23 protein-coding genes are annotated in these 26484 nt (G+C 48.5%); 3 read left to right on the forward strand and 20 right to left on the reverse strand.

Features of this window, described 5'->3' with window-relative positions; genetic code table 11:
• Positions 1-6: 6 nt before the first annotated feature.
• From OL444_RS25575 to fbp, 4 genes are all read right to left on the reverse strand, one after another.
• Positions 7-534 carry a YfiT family bacillithiol transferase gene (locus tag OL444_RS25575; protein ID WP_264728823.1) on the reverse strand — a complete coding sequence of 176 codons (528 nt, stop codon included), beginning with the start codon at positions 532-534 and terminating at the stop codon, positions 7-9.
• 16 nt (positions 535-550) lie between these two features.
• The gene (locus tag OL444_RS25580; protein ID WP_264728821.1) at positions 551-1315 is read right to left on the reverse strand and encodes an ABC transporter ATP-binding protein; all 765 of its coding nucleotides are present in this window, start codon (positions 1313-1315) and stop codon (positions 551-553) included.
• A gap of 88 nt (positions 1316-1403) precedes the next feature.
• Complete coding sequence (locus OL444_RS25585) at positions 1404-1898, reverse strand: CAP domain-containing protein (protein ID WP_264728819.1); 495 nt, start codon at positions 1896-1898, stop codon at positions 1404-1406.
• A 156-nt stretch (positions 1899-2054) separates the two neighbouring features.
• Positions 2055-3065: a class 1 fructose-bisphosphatase gene (gene fbp, locus OL444_RS25590; RefSeq protein ID WP_264728817.1), complete on the reverse strand. Its 1011-nt coding sequence runs from the start codon at positions 3063-3065 to the stop codon at positions 2055-2057.
• Positions 3066-3209: 144 nt separating this feature from the next.
• On the opposite strand from fbp, the gene OL444_RS25595 reads away from it, so the two are divergent.
• The 3 genes from OL444_RS25595 to OL444_RS25605 all read left to right on the forward strand — a co-directional run bounded on the left by OL444_RS25595 (position 3210) and on the right by OL444_RS25605 (position 7325).
• Positions 3210-4490 carry an aspartate kinase gene (locus OL444_RS25595; RefSeq protein ID WP_264728815.1) on the forward strand — a complete coding sequence of 427 codons (1281 nt, stop codon included), beginning with the start codon at positions 3210-3212 and terminating at the stop codon, positions 4488-4490.
• A gap of 62 nt (positions 4491-4552) precedes the next feature.
• Complete coding sequence (locus OL444_RS25600; protein WP_264728813.1) at positions 4553-4825, forward strand: hypothetical protein; 273 nt, start codon at positions 4553-4555, stop codon at positions 4823-4825.
• A 58-nt stretch (positions 4826-4883) separates the two neighbouring features.
• A complete protein-coding gene (locus OL444_RS25605; RefSeq protein WP_264728811.1) occupies positions 4884-7325 on the forward strand; it encodes a TonB-dependent receptor domain-containing protein in 2442 nt (813 codons plus the stop codon).
• Here OL444_RS25605 and OL444_RS25610 read toward each other — a convergent pair.
• The 16 genes from OL444_RS25610 to OL444_RS25685 all read right to left on the reverse strand — a co-directional run bounded on the left by OL444_RS25610 (position 7322) and on the right by OL444_RS25685 (position 26404).
• The gene (locus tag OL444_RS25610) at positions 7322-8761 is read right to left on the reverse strand and encodes an NADH-quinone oxidoreductase subunit N (RefSeq protein ID WP_264728809.1); all 1440 of its coding nucleotides are present in this window, start codon (positions 8759-8761) and stop codon (positions 7322-7324) included. The two genes, OL444_RS25605 and OL444_RS25610, sit on opposite strands and share 4 nt — an antisense overlap.
• Entirely contained in the window at positions 8748-10199 is a 1452-nt protein-coding gene (gene nuoM, locus OL444_RS25615; RefSeq protein ID WP_264728807.1) for an NADH-quinone oxidoreductase subunit M, read from the reverse strand. Before nuoM ends, OL444_RS25610 begins: the two co-directional genes overlap by 14 nt.
• A 23-nt stretch (positions 10200-10222) precedes the next feature.
• Positions 10223-12112 (reverse strand): NADH-quinone oxidoreductase subunit L, encoded by a 1890-nt coding sequence (nuoL, locus tag OL444_RS25620; RefSeq protein ID WP_264728805.1) that lies wholly within the window; start codon positions 12110-12112, stop codon positions 10223-10225.
• Between the two features lie 15 nt (positions 12113-12127).
• Positions 12128-12436, reverse strand: a complete 309-nt coding sequence (gene nuoK, locus OL444_RS25625; protein WP_264728803.1) for an NADH-quinone oxidoreductase subunit NuoK — start codon at positions 12434-12436, stop codon at positions 12128-12130.
• Positions 12433-12960, reverse strand: a complete 528-nt coding sequence (nuoJ, locus tag OL444_RS25630) for an NADH-quinone oxidoreductase subunit J (protein WP_264728800.1) — start codon at positions 12958-12960, stop codon at positions 12433-12435. Before nuoJ ends, nuoK begins: the two co-directional genes overlap by 4 nt.
• Before the next feature lie 10 nt (positions 12961-12970).
• Positions 12971-13486: an NADH-quinone oxidoreductase subunit NuoI gene (gene nuoI / locus OL444_RS25635; protein WP_264728798.1), complete on the reverse strand. Its 516-nt coding sequence runs from the start codon at positions 13484-13486 to the stop codon at positions 12971-12973.
• 34 nt (positions 13487-13520) lie between these two features.
• Positions 13521-14471, reverse strand: a complete 951-nt coding sequence (gene nuoH, locus OL444_RS25640; RefSeq protein WP_264728796.1) for an NADH-quinone oxidoreductase subunit NuoH — start codon at positions 14469-14471, stop codon at positions 13521-13523.
• 3 nt (positions 14472-14474) lie between these two features.
• Positions 14475-17168: an NADH-quinone oxidoreductase subunit NuoG gene (gene nuoG, locus OL444_RS25645; protein ID WP_264728794.1), complete on the reverse strand. Its 2694-nt coding sequence runs from the start codon at positions 17166-17168 to the stop codon at positions 14475-14477.
• Positions 17149-18429 (reverse strand): NADH-quinone oxidoreductase subunit NuoF, encoded by a 1281-nt coding sequence (gene nuoF / locus OL444_RS25650; RefSeq protein WP_264728792.1) that lies wholly within the window; start codon positions 18427-18429, stop codon positions 17149-17151. Before nuoF ends, nuoG begins: the two co-directional genes overlap by 20 nt.
• A 64-nt stretch (positions 18430-18493) precedes the next feature.
• Positions 18494-18958, reverse strand: coding sequence for an NADH-quinone oxidoreductase subunit NuoE (nuoE, locus tag OL444_RS25655; protein ID WP_264728791.1), 465 nt, complete (start codon positions 18956-18958; stop codon positions 18494-18496).
• An 11-nt stretch (positions 18959-18969) separates the two neighbouring features.
• The gene (gene nuoC, locus OL444_RS25660; RefSeq protein ID WP_264728788.1) at positions 18970-20715 is read right to left on the reverse strand and encodes an NADH-quinone oxidoreductase subunit C/D; all 1746 of its coding nucleotides are present in this window, start codon (positions 20713-20715) and stop codon (positions 18970-18972) included.
• 84 nt (positions 20716-20799) lie between these two features.
• Positions 20800-21438 carry an NADH-quinone oxidoreductase subunit B gene (locus OL444_RS25665; protein WP_264728787.1) on the reverse strand — a complete coding sequence of 213 codons (639 nt, stop codon included), beginning with the start codon at positions 21436-21438 and terminating at the stop codon, positions 20800-20802.
• 49 nt (positions 21439-21487) lie between these two features.
• The gene (locus OL444_RS25670) at positions 21488-21964 is read right to left on the reverse strand and encodes an NADH-quinone oxidoreductase subunit A (RefSeq protein ID WP_264728785.1); all 477 of its coding nucleotides are present in this window, start codon (positions 21962-21964) and stop codon (positions 21488-21490) included.
• Between the two features lie 262 nt (positions 21965-22226).
• Positions 22227-22670 carry a CBS domain-containing protein gene (locus tag OL444_RS25675; protein WP_264728783.1) on the reverse strand — a complete coding sequence of 148 codons (444 nt, stop codon included), beginning with the start codon at positions 22668-22670 and terminating at the stop codon, positions 22227-22229.
• A gap of 270 nt (positions 22671-22940) precedes the next feature.
• Positions 22941-24638: a GMC oxidoreductase gene (locus OL444_RS25680; RefSeq protein WP_264728781.1), complete on the reverse strand. Its 1698-nt coding sequence runs from the start codon at positions 24636-24638 to the stop codon at positions 22941-22943.
• A gap of 68 nt (positions 24639-24706) precedes the next feature.
• Positions 24707-26404, reverse strand: a complete 1698-nt coding sequence (locus OL444_RS25685; RefSeq protein WP_264728779.1) for a GMC oxidoreductase — start codon at positions 26402-26404, stop codon at positions 24707-24709.
• Positions 26405-26484 lie beyond the last annotated feature (80 nt).

A 26484-nucleotide genomic window follows, 5' to 3' on the forward strand; every position in this document is an offset into this window, starting at 1 on the left:
AAAGCTTTACCATTCCATTCTTTCCTTCAGCCGCAAAATATGCTGCAGATGGTGTTTTCCATGCCAGGCATAGTTGGCTGCCTGTGTTTTCAGATTAAATACTTTCCTGCCTTCGGGATGTACAAATGTTCTTTCCCATTGTGCATCCGTTAACCGTTCCATCAGATCGGCCCAGCGGGTGTGCAAAGCATGCAGCAGGGTAACAGATACATTTACAGGGGTATGCATTACATCAGGCAATCCTACCCAGCCATCCTGGTCATAGGGTTTGATGACCGGATTGTCTTCTGTCAGCGCCAGTTTCATGCGGGTGATGGCATTGATATGGCTGTCTGCCAGGTGATGTACCACCTGGGCTACCGTCCAGCCACCCGGCCGGTACGGCGTGTCGAGCTGATAGGCATCCAGTTGCTGTACGGCAATTTCGATGAGGGTGGGCAGGAAGCGGATATCTGCGATAAAGCCGGCAATGGCAGCAGGCGTATAATCGGCCTGTGCTTCAAAAGGGCCGATCGGGTATTGTAATGCATCCATACTAGCTATTGTTGGTTTATTCTTCCCGCAGGTCTTTGCCTGTCAGATGAATGAATACATCTTCCAGATTGGCTTTCTTCACTTCTTTCTTTCTTTCAAATCCCTGTGATACGAGTTTATCAATTAATGCATCCGGAGAATCCAGGGCAATGATACGGCCACTGTCAACGATCGCACAACGATCGCAAAGGAACTCTGCTTCATCCATATAATGGGTGGTGATCACAACGGTAGTACCCTGTGCACGTACGTCCTGAATCAGGTCCCATAGATTGCGCCGGGCCTGTGGATCCAGTCCGGTGGTAGGTTCGTCCAGGAAAATGATGCGGGGTTTATTGATCAGGGTAGTAGCGATGGAAAAACGCTGTTTCTGGCCACCGGATAACTCTTTATACTTGGCTTTGGCCTTATCTTCCAGGTTGAACATCCCTAATAATTGCATCGGTTCTACCGGCTGGTTATACAGTCCGCCGAACATTTCGATCAGTTCTACCAGGTTAAGGCCCGGATAATAACCGGAGCTTTGCAACTGTACACCGATGATTTTCTTGATATTATTAGGGTCTTTATCCAGGTCAAAACCATCTACCCATACTTTACCGGCTGTTTTTTCGCGGAGCGTTTCGATGATCTCCAGGGTAGTAGACTTACCCGCGCCATTAGGTCCCAGCAGACCAAAGATCTCATTTTCATACACCTCAAAGCTGATTCCCTTTACTGCGGCAAATTCCCCGTAATTTTTCACCAGGTTATTTACCTCAATGATCTTTTTCTTTTCCATGCCGCCAAATTAAGCAAAAAGCAGAAAGGAAAAAGCAGCGGGATATATCCCGGCCGCTTTTTCCTTTCTGTTGTGGTGGTTTTTTAAATTATTTCTTAATAAACACCTGGGTAAAAAAGGTGATCCTGCCTTTGTCTGCGGTACCGATGCCAATGAGATTATAATCTCCCAGCATATTTTTACGGTGACCGGGGCTTTTGATCCAGCCATCTACCACGGCTTCTGCGTCCAGCGTACCATAGGCCACGTTTTCTGCCGCATTGCCGATGCGTCCCATCTGTTTGGATACATGCGCTATTCTGTCTTCAAACCCTTCATGACCGAAACCGGTTCTACCACTGGCCATATCCCGGCTGTGCTGCCGGGCTTCGCGGCTTGCTTCATCGCTCAGCTGTAAAGGCTTCAACCCTTTGGACTGCCTGAATTTATTAGTGTAATACAGGATCTGTTCATCCAGGTTCCCCCCATTGCCAGGCTTCATCTTCGCACGCGGTGTAGCCGGAGCAGCACAGGCAACTGCCTGAAATACCGCAAACAAGGCGAAGAGTAACAGGAAGACCTGACGGTTTTTCAAAATCAACATAAGATAAAAATGGTTTGATATATGGATTAAAGAGCAACTGTTATACCAAAACGAAAAAAACTGGCCGGATACAAAAAAATTACGCATTTACGGATCGTCATCCCGGAAGATGTGAACCCATAAATGCGTAATAACCGGTTGTAAAAAACGCTGTCTTTACTTATTGACAATATCTTTCCACGTTTCCATCATATTCTTCGAGCCGATGAAAATGGGCACGCGTTGGTGCAGCTGGGCAGGCTTCAGCTCCAGCAACCGTTGTTTACCGGTAGCCATGGCCACACCGCCGGCTTTTTCCATAATGAACGACATCGGATTACATTCGTAACAAAGGCGTAAACGGCCAGACAGGTATTTGCCGAAGGCAGGATACATAAAGATACCTCCCTGGATAAGGGTACGGTGTATTTCGGCCACCATACAGCCTACAAAACGATGGCGGTAAATACGGTCGTTTTCATTCCTTGCCATAAAATGATCAATGGAATGACGGATGTTCTGCTCATATAAGTGGTAGTAGCCCACGTTTACAGAGAAGATATCGCTATCCGGCGGACATTTCAGATTCGGATGTGACATACAGAATTCCCCGATGGAAGGATCCAGGGTGAAACCCTGTACGCTACGACGGGTAGCATATACCATCATGGTAGAAGAGCCATAAATGATATAACCGGCAGCAATCTGCTGGGTACCTGGTTGCAGGAAGTCTTCCAGCTCACATTCGGTGCCTTCCGGAGATAACCGGCGGTATACCGAAAAGATGGTACCAATAGAAACATTCACATCAATGTTGCTGGAGCCATCCAATGGGTCCATGAGTACTACGTACTTGGACTTCTTGGAATGTTCGTCTGTAAAGGGAATGAAGTGTTCATTTTCTTCAGACGCCACCCCACAGCAGTAAATACTGGTTTCCAGCGAATTAATGAATTGCTCGTTGGCAAATACATCCAGTTTCTTAACGGATTCCCCCTGCACATTCGTTTTGCCGGCTTCTCCCAGGATATCAGCAATACCTGCTTTATTTACTTCCACATTTACCCGCTTTGCTGCCAGGCCAATGTCGCGTAATAATCCGGACAGCTGTCCGGTTGCTCCCGGGTAATTCCGTAACTCCTGAATAGTAAATTCATCCAGTGTCATTACTTTTTGCTTAAGATTCATAACGTTAATAACTTGTCCGGGCGAAATTAAAGGAATTGAAACTATTTTAGCGGAACTGTCATTTTCGGCAAAAAGAGATTTTAAAACAATTCTAAACTTGTCTTAATTTGCCAAATAATTTTTTAATAGAAGATAAATAATCATATGAAGGTTTTCAAGTTTGGTGGCGCAAGTTTAGAAAGTGTTGAACGTATCCGGCAAGTGGCGCAAATCGTACAGTCATTTCCCGACGATCAGCTCCTGATTGTTATCTCTGCCATGGCTAAAACAACCAATGAGCTGGAGAAAGTAGCCCAGAATTATTATCTGCGTAAGCGGGAAATTGCCGCGCAGCTCCTCTTTAATGTGGAGCAGCAGCATATCCAGGTAGCGGAAGCCCTGCTGGGGAACCGTGAACATCCGCTTTTCACCCAGTTGCAACAGTTCTTCACAGAAGCTGAATGGACGCTGGGAGAAAAACCACTCCGCACCTATGACTACTACTACGATCAGCTGGTAGGCCTGGGTGAATTGCTCAGTACCGCCATCGTCAGTGCATTTTTCAATACGATCGGACTTAACAATACCTGGATCGATGTCCGGGATATTTTCCGGACAGACGACAATTTCCGGGATGCCAACATCGACTGGGAATATACCCAGCGTCAGGTAAACGAGAAAGTAGCGCCTATCTTTAAATCCACCAACATCATCATTGCACAGGGCTTTATCGGTAGTACCGATCAGAATGAAAGCGTTACCCTGGGCCGGGAAGGAAGTGATTACTCTGCAGCTGTATTCGCCAATATGCTTAATGCAGAAAGTCAGACTATCTGGAAAGATGTGGAAGGTTTAAAAAATGCCGATCCTAAACTGTTTCCCAATACCATCAACATTCCCGAAATCAGTTATGGAGAAGTGATTGAAATGGCCTATTACGGCGCACAGGTAATACATCCTAAAACGATCAAGCCATTACAGAATAAACAAATTCCGTTGCTGGTAAAATGTTTCCTGGATAAAAACCTGCCGGGTACTGTTATCCGGGAAGTAGCAGACAGCAGACAATTACCGCCGATCATTGTGCTAAAGAAAAATCAGGTATTACTGAACATTACTTCCAAAGATTATTCTTTTATTACAGAAGATAAGATCAGTGATATCTATGAAATTTTCCACGGGCTGAAAGTAAAAATCAACCTGATGCAAAACGGAGCCATCAGCTTCTCCTGCTGTATCGACAACAACCCGGAAAAAATAGAATTACTCATCAAAACCTTACACCAGCAATTCAAAATTGCTTATAATGAAGGACTTGAGCTGCTGACCGTACGATATTACCACGACGGACTGCTGGAAGAACTCAGTGACGGCCATGCCGTATTACTGGAACAACGTTCTCCCGTAACCATCCAACGTCTCTGGAAAAACAAATTTATCCAGTAATAAAATAATCAGAACTTCCGTGCAACTTTTTTCATATCTGCTCGTCTTTAGTAAAAACCAGTATGAAAAAAGTTGCCATTCTTATATTTATCACCGCCTTCGGCCTGCTCCAGGCCTGTAAGGATACCTTCACAGACACCGGCCCCATATCGGCCAGTAGCCCGGACGCTTTGCCGTTTTACCTGCTTACCCTGGGCAACTTCCAGCAACCCACTGCTATACCTTCCGCTAAATCTAATTTGACGCTGGATAAAATACCTGTATCTACCGAGGATGTAAAAGACGCATTATTCCAACTGATTCAACACCACCTTAACACGTACGATAGGAAGTAGCGAAGAAACCAAATTCATTTTATAACGCTTTTGAGAACCAATTTAAAGGAACGATAGTATGAAAAAATTCATTGTCGTGCTGGGAATGCTTTGCCATGCGTTAACCACTCTAGCCCAACATGCCGCTCTTTCCGGAACCATCACCATACAGGTAACAGACAATGGCGGGAAACCACTTCCCTTTGCCAATCTGCTGTTACGCCAGGTAAAAGATTCCACCCTTGTAAAAGGCGAACTGACTACCGAAACCGGACAAGGCAGGTTTGAAAACATTACAGCCGGTCACTATTTTATACAGGCATCCCAGATGGGATATACCACCACCTATAGTACTGCATTTCAGGTAGATGCCACCCATACCCGGATAGATCTTAAATCCCTCCAACTGCCCACACTCGCCAAAAACCTGCAAGCGGTAAATGTAACCGCCACAAAGCCCTACATTGAAAAATCTGCCGGTAAAACAGTCCTCAACGTAGAAGGCAGCGTTACAGCTGCAGGTAACACCGCCCTCGACATCCTGCGCAGAGCGCCCGGTGTACAAATAGACAACAGCGAAAATGTGAAGATCAAAGGCCAGACCGTCACTGTGATGATAGATGGTAAACAAACCTACCTTAGTGGAGAAGACCTGGCTAACCTGTTAAAGAACACCTCCGGGGAAACCATTGCCCAGATAGAGATCCTGACCAGTCCTTCCGCCAAGTACGACGCCGCCGGTAATGGTGGTATCATCAACATCAAAACCAAAAAAGGTAAACTAACCGGGATCAATGGTGCTGTGAATGTAACCCTCTCCCAGGCCAAATATGGCTTTTACAGGGCTGGCGGTAACTTTAACTGGCGAACTTCTTCCTTCAACCTGTTTGGCGATTTCAACAAAGGCGACCGCCCTTTTATGGTTACCCGTGATTACAGCCGGCAGGCTACCAACGACAAAGGCATCACTACTGCCCTGCAACAGGATGTATTACAACGAAACCGTTTTCAGAACAATAGCTACAAAGCCGGACTGGATTTTTTCATCAATGAAAAACATACCATCGGTATATTGGTAAACGGTTACATCAACTCTTTCAACAACAGAACCTCCAGCGACACCTACCTGGGACAGCCACAGCAGGTACCTGACTCCATACTCGGCTCTTTCAGCAGAAATCATAACCGTTTCAACAATACGGCATTTAACCTCAACTATAAGGCGGTACTGGATACCAGTGGCAAAGAATTCAGCATTGATGCAGACTATGCCCGTTTTAACAGCGATCGTAACCTCCTGTTGAATGACAGTATGTATGATACGCGCGCTAAGAGACATCATAGCTTTAACGGCATTCAGAACAATGGGAATACACAGGTAACCATCAAAAGCGTAAAAGCGGACCTGGCATGGCCACTTGGTAAGGAAGGCAAACTGGAAGCCGGGCTGAAATACAGCTCCGTGGGTACCTCCAATGTGTTGTTGTACGATTCTTTACAGAACGGCAGCTACAAACCCGCTCCTTCCCAAAGCAATGAATTTAATTATACGGAAGATGTTTATGCTGCCTATGCCAGCTATAAAAAACAACTGGGCAAAACAGGGATACAAATGGGATTAAGACTGGAAAACACAAAATCTGATGGCTATTCCGTTACCACAAATACCCATGTAAAACGTTCCTATCTCGACTTCTTCCCCAACCTGAATGTAGAACAAAAACTGAATGATAAAAACAAGATAGCCCTGGCCTACAACCGCCGGATAGAACGCCCGGAATACGGCCAGCTGAATCCTTTCATGTTTTACCTGGACAGGTACACCTACTTTCGTGGCAATCCTTACCTGAACCCACAGTACAATAATAACTTTGAACTGTCCTACACGTTCATGGATAAATACATTGCTACCCTGAGTTACAACCGGACCAACAATATTATAGAAGAATTTATTGCCCAGGACAACAATACCAAAGCTTCTATCAGTACGATGGAAAACTTTGATAACGCAAATTTCTATGGCCTTATCCTTACAATACCATTCCAGGTAACCAAATGGTGGGCCACCGATAACAACATCGATTTAGCGTTGAACAATTACCGTTTCAGCGACCCGGGCAATCCGAATATCCGGTATAACAGCAATGGGTTTGCCTATGATTTTACCAGCACTAATACCTTCACCCTGCCGCATGATATGAAGCTGGAAATAATGGGATACTACCACTCTCCTTTTATGTATGGCATATTCAGAGGCGTAGAGCGGTATAACATGAATGCCGGTATTCAGAAAACCATCCTGAAAAAAGCCGGTACCATCAAGCTCAGTGTAAATAACATTCTCCGGAATGAGTTTTACCGGGGAGCAGCAGAATATACCAATATGCACATGAATATATTCAATACCTGGCAGTTCCGAACCTATAGTCTATACTTTACCTATCGCTTCGGCAATACAAATATCAAAGCCGCAAGAGACAGGAAAACAGCTACCAGTGATGAACAGAAGAGAGCGGGTTAAACCAGGATCTTCATCATCTGCTGAATCAGCTGCATCATACCGGTGGGATAAACACCCAATCCTACCAGGAGTATCATTAACAATGCCAACGTAATATTGCCGGCAACGGGGAGCGCAGGCTTCACCGCCACCCACTCTCCGGCAGCCGGCGTATTAAACATGGCAGCAATAAGCCGGATATAGTAATACAACCCGATTACACTATTCGCCGCCAGCATAAATAACAATACCCACTGGTGCCCGTGTACCCCTGCCATCACCACATAAAACTTCCCGATAAAGCCCGCTGTCAGCGGAATACCTGCCAGCGACAATAGCATCGCCGTAAAGATGGTAGCCACCCAGGGATAACGCCAGAATAATCCTTTGTAATCTGCTACTGTTTCCGCATCCTGCTGACTGCTCGACATCACAATGACCACCCCGAAAGCACCAATACTGGTAATGAAGTAGGCCACCAGGTAAAAAGCAATTGCTTCCAGCCCTGTTTGTACTCCCGACAGAAAAGCTACCAGTATATATCCCATATGGGCAATAGAAGAATAAGCCAGTATACGTTTTACATTCTGCTGCATCAGCGCCAGCCAGTTTCCTACAAACATAGAACTCACCGCCACAATGGCTACAATCCACCACAACATCGGATAGTCGTTACCGTGAATATCCTGGTAAAAACGGATCAGCAGCACCAGCATACCTCCTTTGGAAACCGTGGCGATAAAGGCCGCTACCGGTAATGGTGCTCCTTCATAGATATCCGGCGCCCACATATGAAACGGTACAACCCCCAGCTTAAAACCTACGCCTATCAGCATCAGGCCAAAACCAGCCATCACACTCACCGGTAAATACCCCGCCTGCCGCAGGGCCGCTCCGATGCCCGGAAAATCCATATGCCCGGTAAAAGCATAGATCAATGCCATACCGAATAATAAAAAAGCAGAAGACAAAGCCGCCAGCATCAGGTATTTAATACCCGCTTCATCAGAGCGTTCCCGTGCCCGCAGATAAGCAATCAGCCCATATAAGCTGATGCTCAGTATTTCCAGCCCCAGAAACAAAGACATGAAATGCCGGCTTACCACCAGCACCATCGCGCCGATAGTGGCTAACAATAATAACAGATAGTATTCTTCCTTCCGTTCTTCCCGTTCTTCAAAATAGTTGAAGGAAAGTAAGACAATGATAAATCCTGCTACCAGTATCAATCCGGTATTAAAAAGCGAGAACTCATCAATTACCAGTAAAGGCGGCACCAAGTGCGGAATATACCGGATGGCCGGTACAATAGCCATCAACCCCATGAGAAAAGCCAGTACCGTAAAAGCATATACCAGCCGGTGATTACGCCAGACAGCTACCAGCAGCATGGCGATAACAGCGGCCGCACAAAGGGTAATCAAAGGTCCCAGACTTATAAAATCAGCGTACGACATAATCTATGATTTGGGAAGTATGTAATACCGGCTGCGGATAAAATCCCAGCCAGCAAATAACCAATACCAATGCAATAATGATAATGAGTTCGCGGCTATTCAGGTCCTGTAGGGCATACTGACGGGAATCCTGACCAAAAAAGACGTGCTGCATAATCCGCAGGGAATACGCCGTAGCTACTACCAGGCCAATCGTCGCCAGCACGGTCAGCCAGTGATTGGCTTCCCAGCTCCCCAGCAAAATCAGGAACTCCGCAATAAAGTTGCCCAACCCCGGCAATCCCAGTGAGCCCATCACGAATATCATGGCCGCACTGCCCATGAGGGGAACGCTGGACCATAAGCCACCCATCTCACGGATATCGCGGGTATGAATCCGTTCATACAAGGCGCCGGCAATAATGAATAATGCCCCTGTACTGATGCCATGTGCAATCATCTGCATGACCACACCTTTGTAGGCAATTTCATTGAAAGCAAAAGCGCCCAGCAATACAAAGCCCATATGGCTAACACTGGTATAGGCAATCAGTCGTTTCAGATCTGTCTGTGCGTAGGCCAGCATACCGCCATACAGGATACCGGCTACTCCCAGCAACATGATCCACGGGGCATATACCACCACTGCTTCCGGAAAAAGCGGCAATACGAACCGCAGGATACCATAAGCACCCGTTTTCAGCAACAGGCCGGCCAGTATCACACTGCCGGCGGTAGAAGCCTCCGTATGGGCATCCGGCAGCCAGGTATGAAAGGGTACGGCGGGTACCTTTACCAGAAAAGCAATGAGGAAACCCAGCATGAGCCAGCGGCCGGTAGCCTGTTCCATAGGGGTGCGCAACAGATCGAAGTAATCAAACGTATATACGTTGGTGTTAGCCCCATGTACAAAATATAATCCCAGTATAGCCAGCAACATCAACAGGCCACCGGCCTGTGTGAAGATGAAAAATTTATTGGCAGCATATTCCCGGTGTTCATGCCCCCAGATGCCTATCAGGAAATACATGGGTATCAGCATCATCTCCCAGAAAAAATAAAAAAGAAAGAGATCCATGGTCAGGAAAACACCGGTGATACCACATAGTACAAACAACAGGTTGAAATGAAAAAATCCTACCCGCGTTTGTATTTCTTTCCAGGAGATCAATACCGCGAGTGCGCCCAGGAAAAAGGTCAGTGCCAGCATCAGCAGGCTGAGTCCATCCATGGCGAGGTGCAGGCTGATACCAAACTGTGGTATCCAGGATACCCGGTAGGTATACCACCATTGTCCGGTATCCTGCGGGTGTTGTATCCATATTCCCAATGTGATCAGCAGGTCTGCCAGCAGACTGACAAGGGCAATCCACCGGCACCACGTGTTACGGCCGCCGGCTGCCACCCAGGATAAAAGGCCCGCCACGAAAGGTATCAGTAAAAGCAACAACAGGATCATAAAAAATCGTTTAGTCGTTTCAGTTATTCATAGATCCGCCAGATCAATACCGATAAAATAGCTACTGCTCCCAATACCACACCCAGGATATACCAGCGGAGAATACCGCTTTGGGTACGTGCCAGCAGCTGATGACATACTTCCATTAACCGGGCAATACCCGTGTAAAGGCGGTCTACCAGATCTTTCCGGTTTACCCTGGACAAGTATACAAAGGGGTGTACCAACAGTACATCGTACAACCGGTCGAAATCCCATCCTCTCGCCCAGTGCCCGCGGAACCACTCCAGCGCCGGCATCTCCAGGAAGTCCGACATCCCTTTAGGCCGGCGGATGACCCAGGTATAGGCCAGGCCGATACCGCTCAGCGCCAGTAAGGCCGATATGCCCTGCGACAACCACTCCAGCGCAGCCGATTCCTGCACAACGGTTACCTGTGGCAATACCGGCAATAACCAATCGGTTACCAGCGTAAGATGCCCCAGTGTATGTGGCAGCTCTACAAAACCAGCTACCACAGATAAAACGGCCAGTATATATAACGGTATCATCATGGCTTTTCCGGGAAGGTGATGCACATGTGTTTTGGCATCTCCATAAAATACCAGGAAGAACATACGGAAAGTATACATGCCTGTCAGCAAGGCGCCGAGCAATGCTGCCACCCATAAGGCAGGATGGCCGCCCGCTGCGGACCACGCCAGCCAGATAATCTGGTCTTTACTATAAAAGCCGGCCGTAACAAAAGGAATGGCTGCCAGCGAAGCGGCTCCGATCAGGAAAACCCAGTAAACCGCTTTCAGCTGTTTCTTCAATCCTCCCATCTTAAATAGATCCTGTTCATGATGCAAAGCCACAATGATGGCGCCTGCACTCATAAACAACAAGGCTTTGAAAAAAGCATGGGTAACAAAATGAAAAACGGCCGCCGACCAGGCCCCGCATCCCAGTGCCAGGAACATATAACCGATCTGGCTCACCGTAGAATAGGCCAGCACTCTTTTAATATCTGTTTGTACCAGCGCGCTGAAACCCGCCAGTACCAGCGTCACGGCGCCAATAATTGCCGTAGCCGCCTGTGCATCCGGCGCCAGTTCAAAAAGGGTGTGGGTACGCGCCAGCAGATATACCCCGGCCGTTACCATCGTAGCCGCATGAATCAGCGCGCTCACCGGCGTAGGACCAGCCATGGCATCAGGAAGCCAGGTTTGTAATGGCAGCTGGGCTGATTTGCCAACTGCTCCTCCCAGCAACAGGCAAGCAATAAGCGTTACCATAGGACTGCCTGTTGTCCATTGCTGTGCTGCACTACTTAGGATCCCCGGGATCTCTAAGGTACCGGTATACTGGAACAGGAGGAACAGGGCAATTGCCATCGCAGTATCTCCGACCCTTGTGACAATAAATGCTTTACGGGCGGCGTAATTATTGGCCGGATCTTTATACCAGAAACCGATCAGCAGATAACTGCACAGCCCCACGCCTTCCCAGCCGAAATAAAGCAACAATAAATTATCTGCCATCACCAATACCAGCATAGCCCCCACAAATAAATTCATACAGGCAAAGAAGCGGCTGTAATCCGGATCATCTGCCATATAGCCTGTGGCATATACATGTATCAGGAATCCCACCAGCGTAATTACCAGCACAAACATAGCCGACAGGGCATCTATGCGCAGGTCTATACCCGCTGTAAATCCACCTGCCTGCAGCCAGTTCCAGACATGCTGTACAACAGGCTGCTGACCGTTTGCCGCCAGTTGCCCAACTATTACCAGGGCTACCAAAGCTGACAAGGCAATACTACCGCATCCGACTACGGTAACGGCTGTACGTCCGATGCGGCGCCAGCACAGCATCAGGATACAGGCACTTAGAAATGGAATAGCGGGGATGAGTGCAGGGAACATAATATCTTATTTTTATTAGCCATTCATTTTATTGGCTTCGTCACTATCCAATGTTTTAAGTTGATGATACAGCTGGAGAATCAATGCCAGTCCAACGGAAACTTCTGCTGCTGCCATCGCCAGGATGAACATAAACATCACCTGCCCGTCTGCCGTACCCCAATGCGCCGACGCGACTACAAAAGCCAGTCCTGCTGCATTGAGCATAATCTCCACCGACAATAACATAAAAATGATATTGCGCCGCACCAGTATACTGATCAATCCCAGTACGAATAAAACGCCGGACAACAGCAAGCCCGCTGTAGTTGGATGTAGGTTCATACGTCTGTATTTTCAAGGAAACGATGTAAGGTTTTTTGTTTTTGACGGCCCAGGTGATACGCCCCTACAATACCTGCCATCAGCAACATTCCGGTCAGCTCCACCGCCAACAGATAAGGCCCGAACAGGGCCATGCCCACAGCTTTGGGGTCAACCACCTGTATACCTGCCGCCGGTTGCCGGTTCTGCATCACCAGAAACAACAACTCTCCCAGCAGAATGAGACATAATATTGCCGGAAAAATCCAGATATGTGGTTTCAGCCACTGTCGTTCCTGTATAGCCGATTCTTTTCCCAGGTTCAGCATCATCACAAAAAAGATCAGCAACACCATAATCGCACCGGCATATACAATCACTTCCAGGGCAGCCATAAACGGCGCGCCATACATATACAATACCACCGCTACCGCCAGCAACGATACCACCAGGTACAACAGGGCGTGCATGATATTATAACGGGTAATGACCATCAGCGTGGACAATACAGCGATAGCTGCTGCGATACAAAAGGCTGTGTTCATCTGGTTGTGTTTATGGTAACAAACTTTTGATATTTACTGGTGGTTCTTCCTGTTCTGCCTCTCCTTTATCCTTATCCTTAATGGCCAGGCCAGCGATATTGTAATAGTTATAACCCGGATATTTTCCCTGGCTGTTGATCAGCAGATCCTCTTTTTCATATACCAGGTTTTGCCGGTTGTATTCCGCCATTTCAAAATCGGGCAAGAGTTGTATGGCATAGGTAGGACAAGCTTCTTCACAGAAACCACAGAAGATACAGCGGGAGAAATTAATGCGGAAAAATTCCGGATAACGCCTGCCGTGTTCATCTTCCGTTGCCTGCAGGGAGATACAATCTACCGGGCAGGCCGCCGCACACAGGTAGCAGCCAACACAACGCTCCTCTCCGTCGGGGTCGCGGGTAAGGGCAATGCGTCCGCGCCAGCGGGCTGGCAATGGTGCTTTCTGTTCCGGATATTGAAACGTTTCCCGCTTATGAAACATATGCAGAAACGTGAGCCACATACTTCTAAATAAACTAAACATCCTGTAAGGATTTATAAGTTCAGTAATACAGATTTCATCCGTTGAGCCACAGTTTAATTGCCGCCGTTACCAACAGGTTTGCCAGCGACAAAGGGAACAGTACCTTCCAGCCATATTCCATCAGCTGATCATAACGCGGCCGCGGCATAGAAGCCCGTAGCAGGATGAACAGCATAATAAAAACAAATGTTTTGAGTACAAACCAGATCACCGGCGGCAGGAAAGCGGGTCCCAGCCATCCGCCAAAATACAGGGTCACCAGCATCGCAGATATCAGTGTCACCCCCAGGTATTCACCAATAAAGAACATACCGAATTTCATCCCGGAATACTCCGCATGGAAACCAGCTACCAGCTCACTTTCCGCTTCCGGAATATCAAATGGTAACCGGTGCGTCTCCGCTACACCGGCTACCAGGAAAATAAGAAACCCAATAAATTGCGGCACGATAAACCAAACTGTTTTCTGCGCCGCTACTATTTCATGTAAATTAAAAGATCCGCTCAGTACTACTACCCCCATCAGCGACAGCCCCATGAATACCTCATAGCTGATCATCTGGGAAGCGCCACGCATGGCTCCCAACAGGGCATATTTATTATTGGAGGCCCACCCTCCCAGTACAATGCTATATACCCCCAACGATGACATCGCCAGGAAAAACAGCAGGCCGATATTCAGGTCTGCCACAATAATACCGGGGGCAAAAGGCACTACTACAAAGCTCATCAGCACACTGAATACGACTACACCTGGTGCAAATACAAACACTACTTTATCGGCAAACGGTGGTATCCAGTCTTCCTTGAAAAACAGTTTGATGGTATCCGCCAATACGATCAGGATGCCGAAAGGGCCTGCTCTGTTGGGCCCGTAGCGGTCCTGCCAAAGCGCCAGCATCCGGCGCTCCACCCATATCAGGCCCGCAGCCGTATTTAACAGTGCAAACAGCACTCCTCCTATAATCCACCAGGTGTTGATCATAACCTATATTTTTATCAGCTGCGGCGCTTCTGCAATCTGCATATCCGGTAATCCTACCGGGATGCCGGCAGCGCCCTGCTGCAGTGTATCGTTAATAATAACCGGTAACGTATAGTGATGACCGTTATCTGTAAAATGCAACAGATGACCAGCCGTAATCTGTAATCTTTCTGCATCTGCACTATGCAGCATGATGTAGGGCGCCGGCATACGCGCCGCAATACCAGGTGTGTGTACACTCAGTTCTTCTGATCCGAAGATGTGGAACAGCGGTACCAGCAACAGGTGGCCACCCAGCGGCAGGAAAGGTTCCGGCACATCTGTAAAGAAGGGCGCCTGTTTATTCCGGGCAGGATTGATCAGCCGTTTACCCGATTCGCCACCATGCAGCGGGCCGCCGGTTTCTTCCTGGAATTTATTGACAGACTGAATGGAGTTCCATCCCGGTGACCAGAAAAAAGGAATCATGGCTGCAGGGGGTTCTCCCCGGTATCCTTCCATGGTAAACGACATCGCCGTATCCGGATCTTCCGGCGGTTTGGGCTCGCTGACATTGATATTTGCCAGCATGGCCGTGCGGCCGCTGTAGCGGTGCGGTTCCCGTGGAATTTTTTGTCCGGCTATCCGGAAGTCTGCGGATGGCGCAATACTTTCCAGCCCTTCAAATATTTTGTAATCCTGTACAATTGCTTTCACCACATCATCCAGGTGCGCCAGCGACGACAAGGTAGGATGTCCCAGCACGGCTGCCAGTTCGAGCAGCCAGCGCCAGCTCTCTTTGGCAGCGCTGGCCGGTGTAAACACCTGGAAGAAGCGCTGTGCCCGACCTTCATTATTCACCAGGCTGCCATCAGATTCCGCGAAGGTGCCGGCGGGTAAAATCGCAGTTGCTTTTTCTGCCGTCGCATTATACAGATGATCCAGCAGGATCACTTCTTTGGTATGTTTAAAAAACAGTTCCGCACTATGCTGATCCATGCGGCGATACAGGTCATTTTCCAGGATGATCACCGTGTCTGCAGACCCGTTGAGTACCTGGTCTACCGCAGACTCCAGGCGGGCGCCGCCCAGCATTTCCAGGCCGATGCTGTTACATTCCGGCACGGTAAAGGTGAGCATGGCATCAATGCCCAGGTCATACAATGCCCAGGCCACATTTGCGGCCGATTTCAGCACGGCTTCGCTGCCACTGCCATAGCCGGCAATGATCAGGGGATTCTTTGCATTTTTCAATGCTACGGCTATCTGCTCTGCCGCAGCTTTACCTTGCTCAGACATGCCTGTTACTTCCGGCATTTTACTGCTCAGCAGATGACTAACACCAAAGCCTATACGTGCAATATTATCAGGCGCCGTATGGTAAGCACCGCGTGCCAGTTCATCCAGTTTGGTTTCCTGTACATTGAGTATAAACAAAGGGCCTTTGTCATCCTGCACGGCTTCGCGTACGGCGGCATCCTGCCAGGTGGGCACCTGTATCTGACTCACAGCAGCACCTACCGGTACCTGGCGCACCGCCTGTCTGACAGATAATGCCAGCATCGGCGCCGTATTGGTAATATCTTCTCCCAGAATCAATACCACATCTGCAGCGGCGGCCTCCTGCAACGAAGCTGCCCGCACCGGCCCCTGTTGCAGTATTTTCATACCCAGGGATACCAGCTCATGATCTGCAGCAGACACACCGAGATAAAACTGCTGCGCGCCAACCAATTGTTTCAGTATATAATTCGATTCCAGGGAAGCGCGTGGAGAGCCAATGCCAATCACCTTCCCTGCTTTTACCTTATTCCGGATGTGCTGCATTACCGGCAGGCCGTTGGCGCCTTCTCCCGGAAAATGCCGCACGATCGGTTCTTTAATACGTTGGTCACTGTTCACAAATTCATATCCGTAGCGGCCACGGTCACATAAAAAGTAACCGTTTACCGCACTGTTAAAACGGTTGGAGATCTGCCGCAGCGAACCATATCTTTCTCCGGCAGTGATATTACAACCCAGGCCACACCCCTGGCATACAGAAGGCGCATAGGTCATATCCCATTTGCGGGTATAGTGCTCCTTGAGGGTTTTATCCGTGAATACGCCAGTCGGACATATTTCCGCCAGGTTGCCGCTGAATTCACTTTCCAGCGTACCTTCTTCCTGCCGGCCAAAATACACGTGGTTGTGTGCCGCAAAAACATCCAGGTCTTTGCCGCCGGCAAAATCCTTATAAAAACGTACGCAGCGATAACACTGGATACAGCGGTTCATTTCATGATTCAGGAATGGCCCCAGGTATTGATTGCGGTGGGTACGTTTGGTAAAGTGATAGTCGCGGTAGGAATGGCCGGTCATCACAGTCATATCCTGCAAATGACAGGCGCCCCCTTCATCACACACAGCACAGTCGTGCGGGTGATTGGTCATCAGCCAGCCAATGATATGTTTGCGGAAGTCGGCTGCTTCTTTATCGTCAACGGATAAACGCAGCTGATCTTTCACCGGTTCCATGCAGGACATCACAATGCGGCCTTTGGTGTCTGCCTCATCTTTAAATACTTTTACCGCACATTGCCGGCAGGCGCCTACAGATCCCAAGGCCGGGTGCCAGCAGAAGTAAGGCAGGTTGAGGCCCAGCGACAGGCAGGCTTCCAGCAGGTTTTTACCAGCCTTTATCTCGTATGGTTTATTATCAATGTGAATGATGGGCATAAGGGCACTTTTTTTCTTTGATGTGTTGTTCAAAATCTTCCCTGAAATATTTGAGCGCACTCTGCAAAGGTTCCATTGCACCGGGTGCCAGCGCACAAAAGGTGTTGCCGGGTCCGAGCAGCTTTGTATGCATATCCAGTAACTGCAGGTCTTCTTCCGTTCCTTTCCCTTGTTCCATGGCGTATAGTATTTTCTCTGTCCACGGTAATCCTTCCCGACAGGGCGTACAAAAGCCACAGGATTCCTGCGCAAAGAAATGTTCGAGGTTATGTACAAATCCGACAGGACAGGTACGATCATCCAGCACCACCATAGTGCCCGTACCCAAACGGCTGCCGGCAGCGGCCACGCCGTTGAAATCCATTTTCACATCGAGGTGCGCTGTTGTCAGAAAATCAGTGGAAGCACCTCCCGGCAAAGCGCCGCGGAAACGGAAGCCATTTTTCATACCGCCGGCATGTTCTTCCAGCAATTCCCGCATCGTAACGCCCATGGGCAATTCCCAGGCGCCGGGTTTATTCACTTTTCCGCTTACCCCATAAATTTTCGTTCCCCCGTCGGCGGTATAGCTCAGTGATTTAAACCAATCGCCGCCTTTGTTCATGATATGCGGGATATAACAAAGTGTTTCCACATTATTGACAATGGTAGGTTTGCCAAACAAGCCGCTTACCTGTGGAAAGGGCGGTTTGGCGCGTGGGATGGCCCGTTTACCTTCCAGCGAATTAAGCAGGGCGGTTTCTTCTCCGCACATATACCTGCCTACGCCGGTATGTAATTGTATATCCAGACTATAATCTTTTCCGAGGATGTTTTTACCGAGATAACCAGCCGCGTAGGCATCGGCAATGGCCCGGGTCATTTCACGGGCCGCCTGTTTGTAGGCCCAGCGGAGAAATACAAAAGCCTGGGTAGCCTGGATGGCATATGCGGCGATGATCATTCCTTCCAGCAGCTGATGGGGATTGCCCTCCAGCAGCCAGCGATCTTTGAAGGTACCCGGTTCCATTTCATCTGCGTTGGCAACCAGGTATTTGGGGCCAGGTACATTCATGGGTACAAAACTCCACTTCATCCCGGTGCTGAAACCTGCGCCGCCACGGCCTTTCAGATTGGCATCCTTTACATGAGCAGTAACTTCTGCCGGTGTAAACTGCTCCAGTACTTTACGCAAAGCACTATAGCCCCCTACAGCTTCATACTCCCTGATATGCAAGGCAGCTCCGGAAGCAGGAATATGTTGGGTGAGTGGTCGTTCCATAAAAGAATGATTAAGCGGTCTGTTTAATAACCAATAAGTAATGCGGATAGCAGGGTCAATTGATTCATTCGTATTTCGCCAGTATTCCTTCCAGATCTGCTACCTGCAGATCTCTGTACAGGTCGTCGTCTATCATCAATGCCGGCGCATGATCGCAGGTACCCAGACAGGCGTTGGGCAGCAGGGTAAAGCGGGCGTCGGCGGTTGTTTGTCCATATTTTATCTGCAATAATTCCATCAGTTTATTCCGTAGCTCCGTATAGCCCATCACGTAGCAGCTGATACTATCGCACAGCAGAATCACATGCCGGCCTACCGGACTGCGGAAAATAAGGTTGTAGAAAGTAGCCACACTGTCTACTTCCGCCGTACTCATATCCAGTATGGCAGCGATGTCCTGAATACTTTCATCAGAGACCCAGCGGCGCTGTGCCTGTACGATTTTCAGCGCCTCTATACAGGCCGCCTTTTTCACGGGCACGTGCTGTATTTCATGCGTAATTTTTTCTATTTCAAGTGCTGAAAGCATATGTTGATAAATTATCTGTCAATATCTGCCAGTACATAATCCATTCCGCCGAGAATCGATAACAGGTCTGCCACCGTGTAGCCCCGGCTGATATACGGCAACATCTGCATGTGCGGGAAAGAGGGCGTTCGTACCCGTACCCGGTAGGCCGATGTATTGCCATCGCTGAGCAGGTGATAGCTGTTCCAGCCTTTCGTTGCTTCCGTGCAACTCATGGCCTCTCCTGCCGGAATCACCGGTCCCCAGCTTACGTTGAGGAAATGGTGTATGAGGGTTTCGATATCTTTCATGGTGTGTGCCTTCACAGGCGGAGTGGCCAGCGGGTGATGTGATTTGTAGTCACCGGCAGGCATATAGGCTACGCATTGTTCAATGATGCGCAGACTTTGCCGCATTTCTTCCACGCGTACCACGGCCCGGTCGTAACAATCTCCGTTCTGTGCCACGGGCACTTCAAAAGCAAAGTTTTCGTAGCCGCTGTACGGACGTTTTTTACGCATGTCCCACTCCAGGCCGCAGGCCCTTAGTCCGGGACCGGTGACGCCCCACTCAATGGCTTCTGCTTCGGTATAGATACCAATACCTTTGGTTCTTGCCTTAAACAGGTAGTTCTTCATGACCATATTGTCGTACTCCCGGAGCTGGCGGGGGAAATAGCTGATGAAGTTTTTCACCAGCTGCTCCCAGCCGTTGGGCAGGTCCTGTGCAACGCCACCTATACGAAACCAATTGGGATGCATACGGCCTCCGCAAATGGCTTCAATAATTTCGAAAATGCGTTCGCGGTCGGTGAACATGTAGAATACGGGCGACAACTGGCCCAGATCCTGGGCAAAGGTGCCATACCATACCAGGTGGCTGGCGATCCGGAAAAACTCGCACAACATCACGCGGATCACCTGGGCCCGCAAGGGCACTTCAATTCCTCCCAGCTGTTCTACGGCCAGGAGATATGCCAGGTTGTTATTGACGCCTCCCAGATAGTCGATACGGTCTGTATAGGGGATATAGGTGTGCCACGACTGCCTTTCCCCCATCTTTTCCGCACCACGGTGGTGGAACCCGATGTCGGGAACAGCGTCTATAATATCTTCACCATTGAGTTGTAAAATGATACGGAGAACTCCGTGTGTGCCCGGGTGTTGTGGGCCGATGTTGAGGAACATGAAGTCGGCATCCTCGCTGTGGCGTTTTAAGCCCCATTCTTCGGGGTCAAATTGTAAAGCTCCCTGCTCCCTGTCTACCTTCTCATCATAGAGCCTGAAAGGGCCCATTTCGGTAGCGCGGGCAGGGTGTTCCTTTCTGAGGGGATGCCCCTCCCAGGTAACAGGCATTAATATACGTTTGAGGAGCGGGTGGCCGTTGAAGCGAATGCCGAACATATCGTATACTTCCCGTTCATACCAATTGGCCGCGGGCCAGATGCCCGTAATAGTATCGAGGGAAGGGTATTCTCCGTGCAGACCTACTTTCAGGCGGAGAAATTCATTTCTGTCGAACGAGAACAAGGTATATACTACCGTGAAGTCATAGGGTTTATGACCGTTCTGTGCCCTTTTATACGCACGCTCATCAATGGCCGTGAGGTCATAGAGCATGCGGTAAGGCATTTTTATTCCGGATTTAAGGTATTGTAAAACGGCCACAATCTTCTCCTGCGGCGTCCAGAAGGTGGGCGTCTCATCCCGTGTGGTTTGCGGATGAAAGGTATCATCCCCGAAACGGGAGCTTAATTCCGCTTCAATGCGCTGTGGCATAGCGTATTAAGTTTAGACTTGTGACGATAAAATGTCGGAGAGTTCCTTGCTGTTATTTCATATAGCCGTTACAGTGAGTAAAGCCTATATTTCATCAGGTGTTTTAAACTGTGTCATTTGCTGCCGTTTCTCCCGGAGTACGTCTTTCATCACAATTTTCTCCGGTTTGATGACGCCTTGTTCTCCGATCACCCAGCTGAGGGGTCTTTTTTCTTTGCCTACCTGGTCGCGCAGCAGCATGAGGCCTTGCATAAAAGCGTCCGGGCGGGGTGGGCATCCGGGTACGTATACATCTACCGGTAAAAATTTATCTACGCCCTGTACTACACTGTAGATATCATACATACCACCGGAGTTGGCGCAGGAGCCCATAGAAATAATCCAGCGGGGTTCCATCATCTGTTCATACAACCGTTGAATAACGGGCGCCATTTTAATGAATACGGTACCGGCAATGATCATCACATCTGCTTCGCGGGGGGTACCGCGGATTACTTCGGCGCCGAAGCGGGCTACATCATATTTGGGTGTCATGGCAGTTGCCATTTCCACAAAACAACAGGAAAGGCCAAAATGGAAAGGCCACATAGAGTTTTTACGGCCCCAGGCCAGCAGGCTTTCAACGGAAGTCAGCATTACGCTTTGCTGGATTACTTCTTCCATAGAAGTATTACCGGATATTTTGCCCGAGACGTCATTCGTTTTGGTCAACCACCATTTCATGCAGTGTTGATTTACTGAGGGTGAAGTAAAAAATCAACAGTCTGGTGTGTTACATTACAATTTGTTGTGTCTTAATATCCGTGTAGTCGTTAGCGTTAGTAGTACGATGCTTGCGCATCTTTTTATATGCGCGCAGTATTTTATTCCCGTCAGGGCCAAAATCCAGGGCACCATTACGCCATTCGTAGATGAGTACAGCCAGTAAGATAAAAATGAAGACAGACACGCCAATAAATCCGGTCCATCCTACTTCTTCATATGCAATAGCCCAGGAAATGATTAATACTGTTTCGATATCAAAAATAACGAACAGCATAGCTACCAGGTAAAACTGTGAGGGGAATCTGAGTCGGGCGGAGCCGGTAGAAATAATGCCGGATTCATATGCTTCGCCGGTAGCGCGGTCATGGTGACGTTGTCCGAGCACATAGGATAATCCTACTATGATACCAATCAGTACCACAACAATAGCACCATAGGCCAGCAGGGGCCAGATAGGGGTGATGTCTGAAACAGCGCTTTTCAAGGTGTTCGCCCTCCGAGCGATTAACTTTTAAAGTCCGTTATGCCAGTCTATCAAAAAAGCGGTCGTATGCTTTCCTTTCTATTAAATAAAGCTGTTGAAAAAATGTCTATTCTAAAATACGAAGACTAATATCAAGTGTATACAGGAAGTAACCGGAAAAAATCCTTTTTCATAACGTCAGCATCTTCATCACGGTAAAGACTATATGAAGATGAATTTACACAGATTTAACCGAAAAAACAAAAATGATTTACACAGGAAATCAGGTATGCGTTCCCGTAATATAACACTCGAGACTGGTAATAATATAGCGTTGGTCATCAATAATAAACTTCACCACGTCTCCGATGGAAATGAGACCGATTAATCTGTTCTGTGCATCTACTACCGGTAAATGACGTATACGCTTATCCGTCATCTTTACCATACATTCTTCGATGCCCTCCTCTTCGGTAACGGTAATAGGACGCTCTGTCATGATCTCACGGATCAGGGTTTCTTTTGATGCACGTCCTTTGAGAATAACTCTGCGGGCATAGTCCCGTTCAGAAAAAATGCCAAGGAAGTTTTCATTTTCATCAACGACTGTCAACGCCCCCACATTACGATCAACGAGCATTTGCAGGGCTTCAAAAACAGTACTATCGGGATGAATTGAATAAACTGCGTGACCCTTGGCTTGCAGGATGTTACGTACTTTTCCCATGGCAAGCCTTTTTAGATAGTAAAAAAATAGAAGTACCTATATTCCTAAGTTAAGATTTTTCACCGGGAATTACAAGGCAGTGGGATTATTTATTAGTGTATATGTTACGCTAAGGAGGCGCTAAAATAAGCCACTTTCCCCGTCACTATGCGTCTTTCCGTACTGCATCAAAAAAGCAGGATACTCATTTCCAGCCATCTGCAACATACCGGCTGCAACCAGCCTGCTGCCAACTCCCGGAAAGGGGATCCTGCTTTTTCTTTATGCGGATTAAATATTGCCTTTCTTCTTTTCCTTTACCGCATGGTCGCATGCCCTGGCGGTAAGCGCCATATACGTAATGGATGGATTCACACAGGAGGAAGACGCCATACAGGAACCATCTGTAATAAACACATTCTTCGCTGCGTGCACCTGGTTAAAATCATTGAGTACCGACGTTTTAGGATCTCTGCCCATACGCGCGGTACCCATTTCATGAATACAATGCCCCGGAGGCGGCGCGCTGTCGTACCCATATATGTTTTTAATCCCGGCCGCTTCCAGCATTTCCTTCGCGCTTTCCTGCATGTCTTTACGCATGGCCTGTTCGTTCTCCTTAAACGTACAATCGATATCCAGTGTGGCCAGTCCGTACTTATCTTTTTTCGCCTGATTCAGGGATACCTTGTTTTCAAAATAAGGCAGGTGTTCACCCCAGGCGCCAATACCCATGCCCCACTTACCAGGTTCAGACTGCGCCACCTTCAATGCCACACCAATACCATCAAAGCTGGTACCCCGGCCTCTTCCGGCCCCTCCCTGGTAACCAAATCCCCGTACATAATCCCCCTGCTTCGTTTGTTCGTTCACGTTACGGAAACGCGGAATATAAATACCATTGGGACGGCGACCGCTATTGGTATACTGGTCTTCAAAACCATCAAAGTCACCGCCGGCGCCTACACCAAAATGGTGATCCATCAGGTTATGCCCCAGCTGGCCGCTGTCATTGCCAAAACCATTCGGGAAACGATCTGATACTGAATTCAGCATGACCCAGCTGGTACCCAGCGTGGAAGCATTCAGGAAAATCAGGTCTGCATAATACTCCGTTGTCTGTAAAGTATGTGCATCCATGATCCGCACACCGGTAGCTTTGCTTTTATCTTTATCATATAGTATTTCCAATACGATGGAATCCGGCCGCAGGGTGAGATTACCGGTAGCTGCAGCAGCCGGCAACGTTACACCGTTGCTGCTGAAATAGCCGGTAAAAGGACAACCACGGGCACACAGATTACGATACTGGCAAGGTCCCCGGTTATTCAATCCTTTGGTCAGGTGCGCTGCACGGCCAATAGTCATGATACGATCCTGGTACTTTTCCTTAATCCGGGCCGCCACATGTTTTTCCAGACAGTTCATTTCCATAGGTGGCAGGAAAACGCCATCCGGTAACTGCGGCAGGCCTTCTGCCTGTCCGCTTACGCCAATATAGCTTTCTACGTAACTATACCAGGGCGCCAGATCTTTATAACGGATCGGCCAGTCTACGCCATGTCCGTCTTTTAAATTGGCTTCAAAATCCAGGTCACTCCAGCGGTATACCTGCCGGCCCCACATGAGCGAACGGCCCCCTACCTGGTAGCCCCGCAGCCAGTTAAAAGGCTTTATTTCGTTATACGGATTTTCTTTATCGTTTACCCAGAACTGCTGGGTAGCCTCATCAAAGGCATAACAACGGCTTTGAATAGGATATTTCTCCCGCATTTCATTGGAGGTACCCAGGTGGTATTTAAACTCCCAGGGATCCATCATAGCGGTCGTATAGTCTTTTACGTGTGTGACCTCCCGGCCTCTTTCCAGGACCAGGGTTTTCAGTCCTTTTTCACACAGTTCTTTTGCTGCCCATCCGCCACTGATGCCGGAACCGACAACGATCGCATCATAGGTATGCTGTTGCTCTGCCTTTATATTCAGATTCATAAATCGTGGGTATTACTGTTTCCCGGCAGCACAGGGCTCCCCTGTACCTGCCGGAAAACAGTGGCTTATCAGATATTTCCTTTCTTCAGTTCTTTTACAGCATAGTCCACCGCTCTTGCTGTCAACGCCATATAGGTCAGGGATGGATTGACGCAGGAGGCGGAAGTCATGGAGGCGCCATCCGTTACAAATACATTCTTCACAGCATGCATCTGGTTAAAACCATTGAGTACGGAGGTTTTCGGATCACGTCCCATACGGGCGGTACCCATTTCGTGAATGGCCATGCCCGGATAGGAACCGTTGTCGTAAGTTTTTACATCTTTCAGACCGGCAGCTTCCAGCATTTCTGCGGCATCGTTCATCATATCTTTCCGCATCTTGTTTTCATTCTCTTTGAACTCCGCATCAAATTTCAGCACCGGCTGGCCCCAGGCATCTTTCACACTGGTATCCAGGGTAACCCGGTTATCTTCATAAGGCAGGCATTCTCCAAAACCACCTAATCCCAAACTCCATTTACCGGGTTCGGTCAGCATGTCTTTGAAATCTTTGCCCACGCCCATTTCGGCAATACCCCTGCTCCAGCCAGAGCGGCTGGCACCACCCTGGTAACCAAAGCCACGGATATAATCCCTTTTATCGTTGCCGATATTACGGTAACGCGGGATATAAATACCATTGGCCCGGCGGCCGAAGTAATACTTATCTTCATATCCTTCTGCAGTACCATAGGCGCCTGTACGAAAATGGTGATCCATCAGGTATTTACCCAATACGCCACTATCATTTCCCAGCCCGTTCGGGAAACGGGAAGAAACGGAGTTCATCATCACAAAAGTAGACCCCAGTGTAGAGCCATTGATGAAGATGATTTTAGCGTAGTATTCCACCATTTCCTTGGTGTGCTTGTCAATCACTTTTACGCCGGTAGCTTTTCCTTGTTTTTCGTCATAGATAACGGAGTTCACAATGGAATCCGGACGCAGGGTGAGGTTACCGGTAGCCATGGCAGCCGGCAAGGTAGAAGACTGTGTACTGAAATAGGCGCCAAACGGACAACCGCGGCTACACAGATTCCGGTATTGGCAGCTGCCCCGCCCAGGCAGCGGCTGGGTAATGTTGGCCACCCTGCCCATGGTAATGATACGGCCTTTAAAAGCAGATTCCACGCGTTTCTTTACATCTTTCTCCACACAGTTCATTTCCATGGCAGGCATGAACTGTCCGTCCGGTAACTGTGGCAATCCTTCCCGGGTACCGCTGATACCGGCAAATTTTTCCACATAATCGTACCAGGGGGCAATATCTTTATACCGGATCGGCCAGTCTACGGCGATGCCATCTTTCCCGTTGGCTTCAAAGTCCATATCGCTAAGGCGGTAGGACTGCCGGCCCCACATGATGGATTTACCGCCCACGATATCCGGCCGATACCAGTCAAAACGTTTTACTTCGTTATAGGGACTTTCCGAATCGTTGATCCAGAATTTCTCGTTGTGTTCACTGTAAGGGTAGTCGCGCGCCAGTTTGGGATGGGTTTCGCGCTGATCTACCGTGATGCGGCCGCGGTGTTTGAATTCCCAGGGGTCTTTGGTAGCCGTATCATAATCCTTGATATGCTCCAGGGGTTTGCCCCGGTCGAGCATCAGTACTTTCAGGCCTTTTTCGGTCAGTTCTTTGGCAGCCCAGCCACCGCTGACACCAGAACCAATTACGATGGCATCATAGGTATTTTGTTCCTGCGCTTTGATATTGAGATTCATGGAATTTTAGGATTTAAGCGTAAATGAAACCGCCTTCAGCCGATAGCTGTCGGCTTTAAACCGATTAAACGATCCTGTTA

Source organism: Chitinophaga nivalis (genome assembly GCF_025989125.1).
Classification (GTDB): domain Bacteria; phylum Bacteroidota; class Bacteroidia; order Chitinophagales; family Chitinophagaceae; genus Chitinophaga; species Chitinophaga nivalis.

Bases quoted from the DNA above. Each gene is read 5' to 3' on its own strand.
- nuoJ (WP_264728800.1), bottom strand. From the start codon at position 12,960: ATGAACACAGCCTTTTGTATCGCAGCAGCTATCGCTGTATTGTCCACG.
- OL444_RS25585 (WP_264728819.1), bottom strand. From the start codon at position 1,898: ATGTTGATTTTGAAAAACCGTCAGGTCTTCCTGTTACTCTTCGCCTTG.
- OL444_RS25680 (WP_264728781.1), bottom strand. From the start codon at position 24,638: ATGAATCTGAATATAAAGGCAGAGCAACAGCATACCTATGATGCGATC.
- nuoE (WP_264728791.1), bottom strand. From the start codon at position 18,958: ATGCTTTCAGCACTTGAAATAGAAAAAATTACGCATGAAATACAGCAC.
- nuoG (WP_264728794.1), bottom strand. From the start codon at position 17,168: ATGCCCATCATTCACATTGATAATAAACCATACGAGATAAAGGCTGGT.
- OL444_RS25580 (WP_264728821.1), bottom strand. From the start codon at position 1,315: ATGGAAAAGAAAAAGATCATTGAGGTAAATAACCTGGTGAAAAATTAC.
- nuoH (WP_264728796.1), bottom strand. From the start codon at position 14,471: ATGATCAACACCTGGTGGATTATAGGAGGAGTGCTGTTTGCACTGTTA.
- OL444_RS25600 (WP_264728813.1), top strand. From the start codon at position 4,553: ATGAAAAAAGTTGCCATTCTTATATTTATCACCGCCTTCGGCCTGCTC.
- nuoM (WP_264728807.1), bottom strand. From the start codon at position 10,199: ATGATCCTGTTGTTGCTTTTACTGATACCTTTCGTGGCGGGCCTTTTA.
- fbp (WP_264728817.1), bottom strand. From the start codon at position 3,065: ATGAATCTTAAGCAAAAAGTAATGACACTGGATGAATTTACTATTCAG.
- OL444_RS25675 (WP_264728783.1), bottom strand. From the start codon at position 22,670: ATGGGAAAAGTACGTAACATCCTGCAAGCCAAGGGTCACGCAGTTTAT.
- nuoI (WP_264728798.1), bottom strand. From the start codon at position 13,486: ATGTTTAGTTTATTTAGAAGTATGTGGCTCACGTTTCTGCATATGTTT.
- OL444_RS25665 (WP_264728787.1), bottom strand. From the start codon at position 21,438: ATGAAATGGTGGTTGACCAAAACGAATGACGTCTCGGGCAAAATATCC.
- OL444_RS25610 (WP_264728809.1), bottom strand. From the start codon at position 8,761: ATGTCGTACGCTGATTTTATAAGTCTGGGACCTTTGATTACCCTTTGT.
- OL444_RS25605 (WP_264728811.1), top strand. From the start codon at position 4,884: ATGAAAAAATTCATTGTCGTGCTGGGAATGCTTTGCCATGCGTTAACC.
- nuoK (WP_264728803.1), bottom strand. From the start codon at position 12,436: ATGAACCTACATCCAACTACAGCGGGCTTGCTGTTGTCCGGCGTTTTA.
- nuoC (WP_264728788.1), bottom strand. From the start codon at position 20,715: ATGCCACAGCGCATTGAAGCGGAATTAAGCTCCCGTTTCGGGGATGAT.
- nuoL (WP_264728805.1), bottom strand. From the start codon at position 12,112: ATGTTCCCTGCACTCATCCCCGCTATTCCATTTCTAAGTGCCTGTATC.
- OL444_RS25685 (WP_264728779.1), bottom strand. From the start codon at position 26,404: ATGAATCTCAATATCAAAGCGCAGGAACAAAATACCTATGATGCCATC.
- OL444_RS25575 (WP_264728823.1), bottom strand. From the start codon at position 534: ATGGATGCATTACAATACCCGATCGGCCCTTTTGAAGCACAGGCCGAT.
- nuoF (WP_264728792.1), bottom strand. From the start codon at position 18,429: ATGGAACGACCACTCACCCAACATATTCCTGCTTCCGGAGCTGCCTTG.
- OL444_RS25595 (WP_264728815.1), top strand. From the start codon at position 3,210: ATGAAGGTTTTCAAGTTTGGTGGCGCAAGTTTAGAAAGTGTTGAACGT.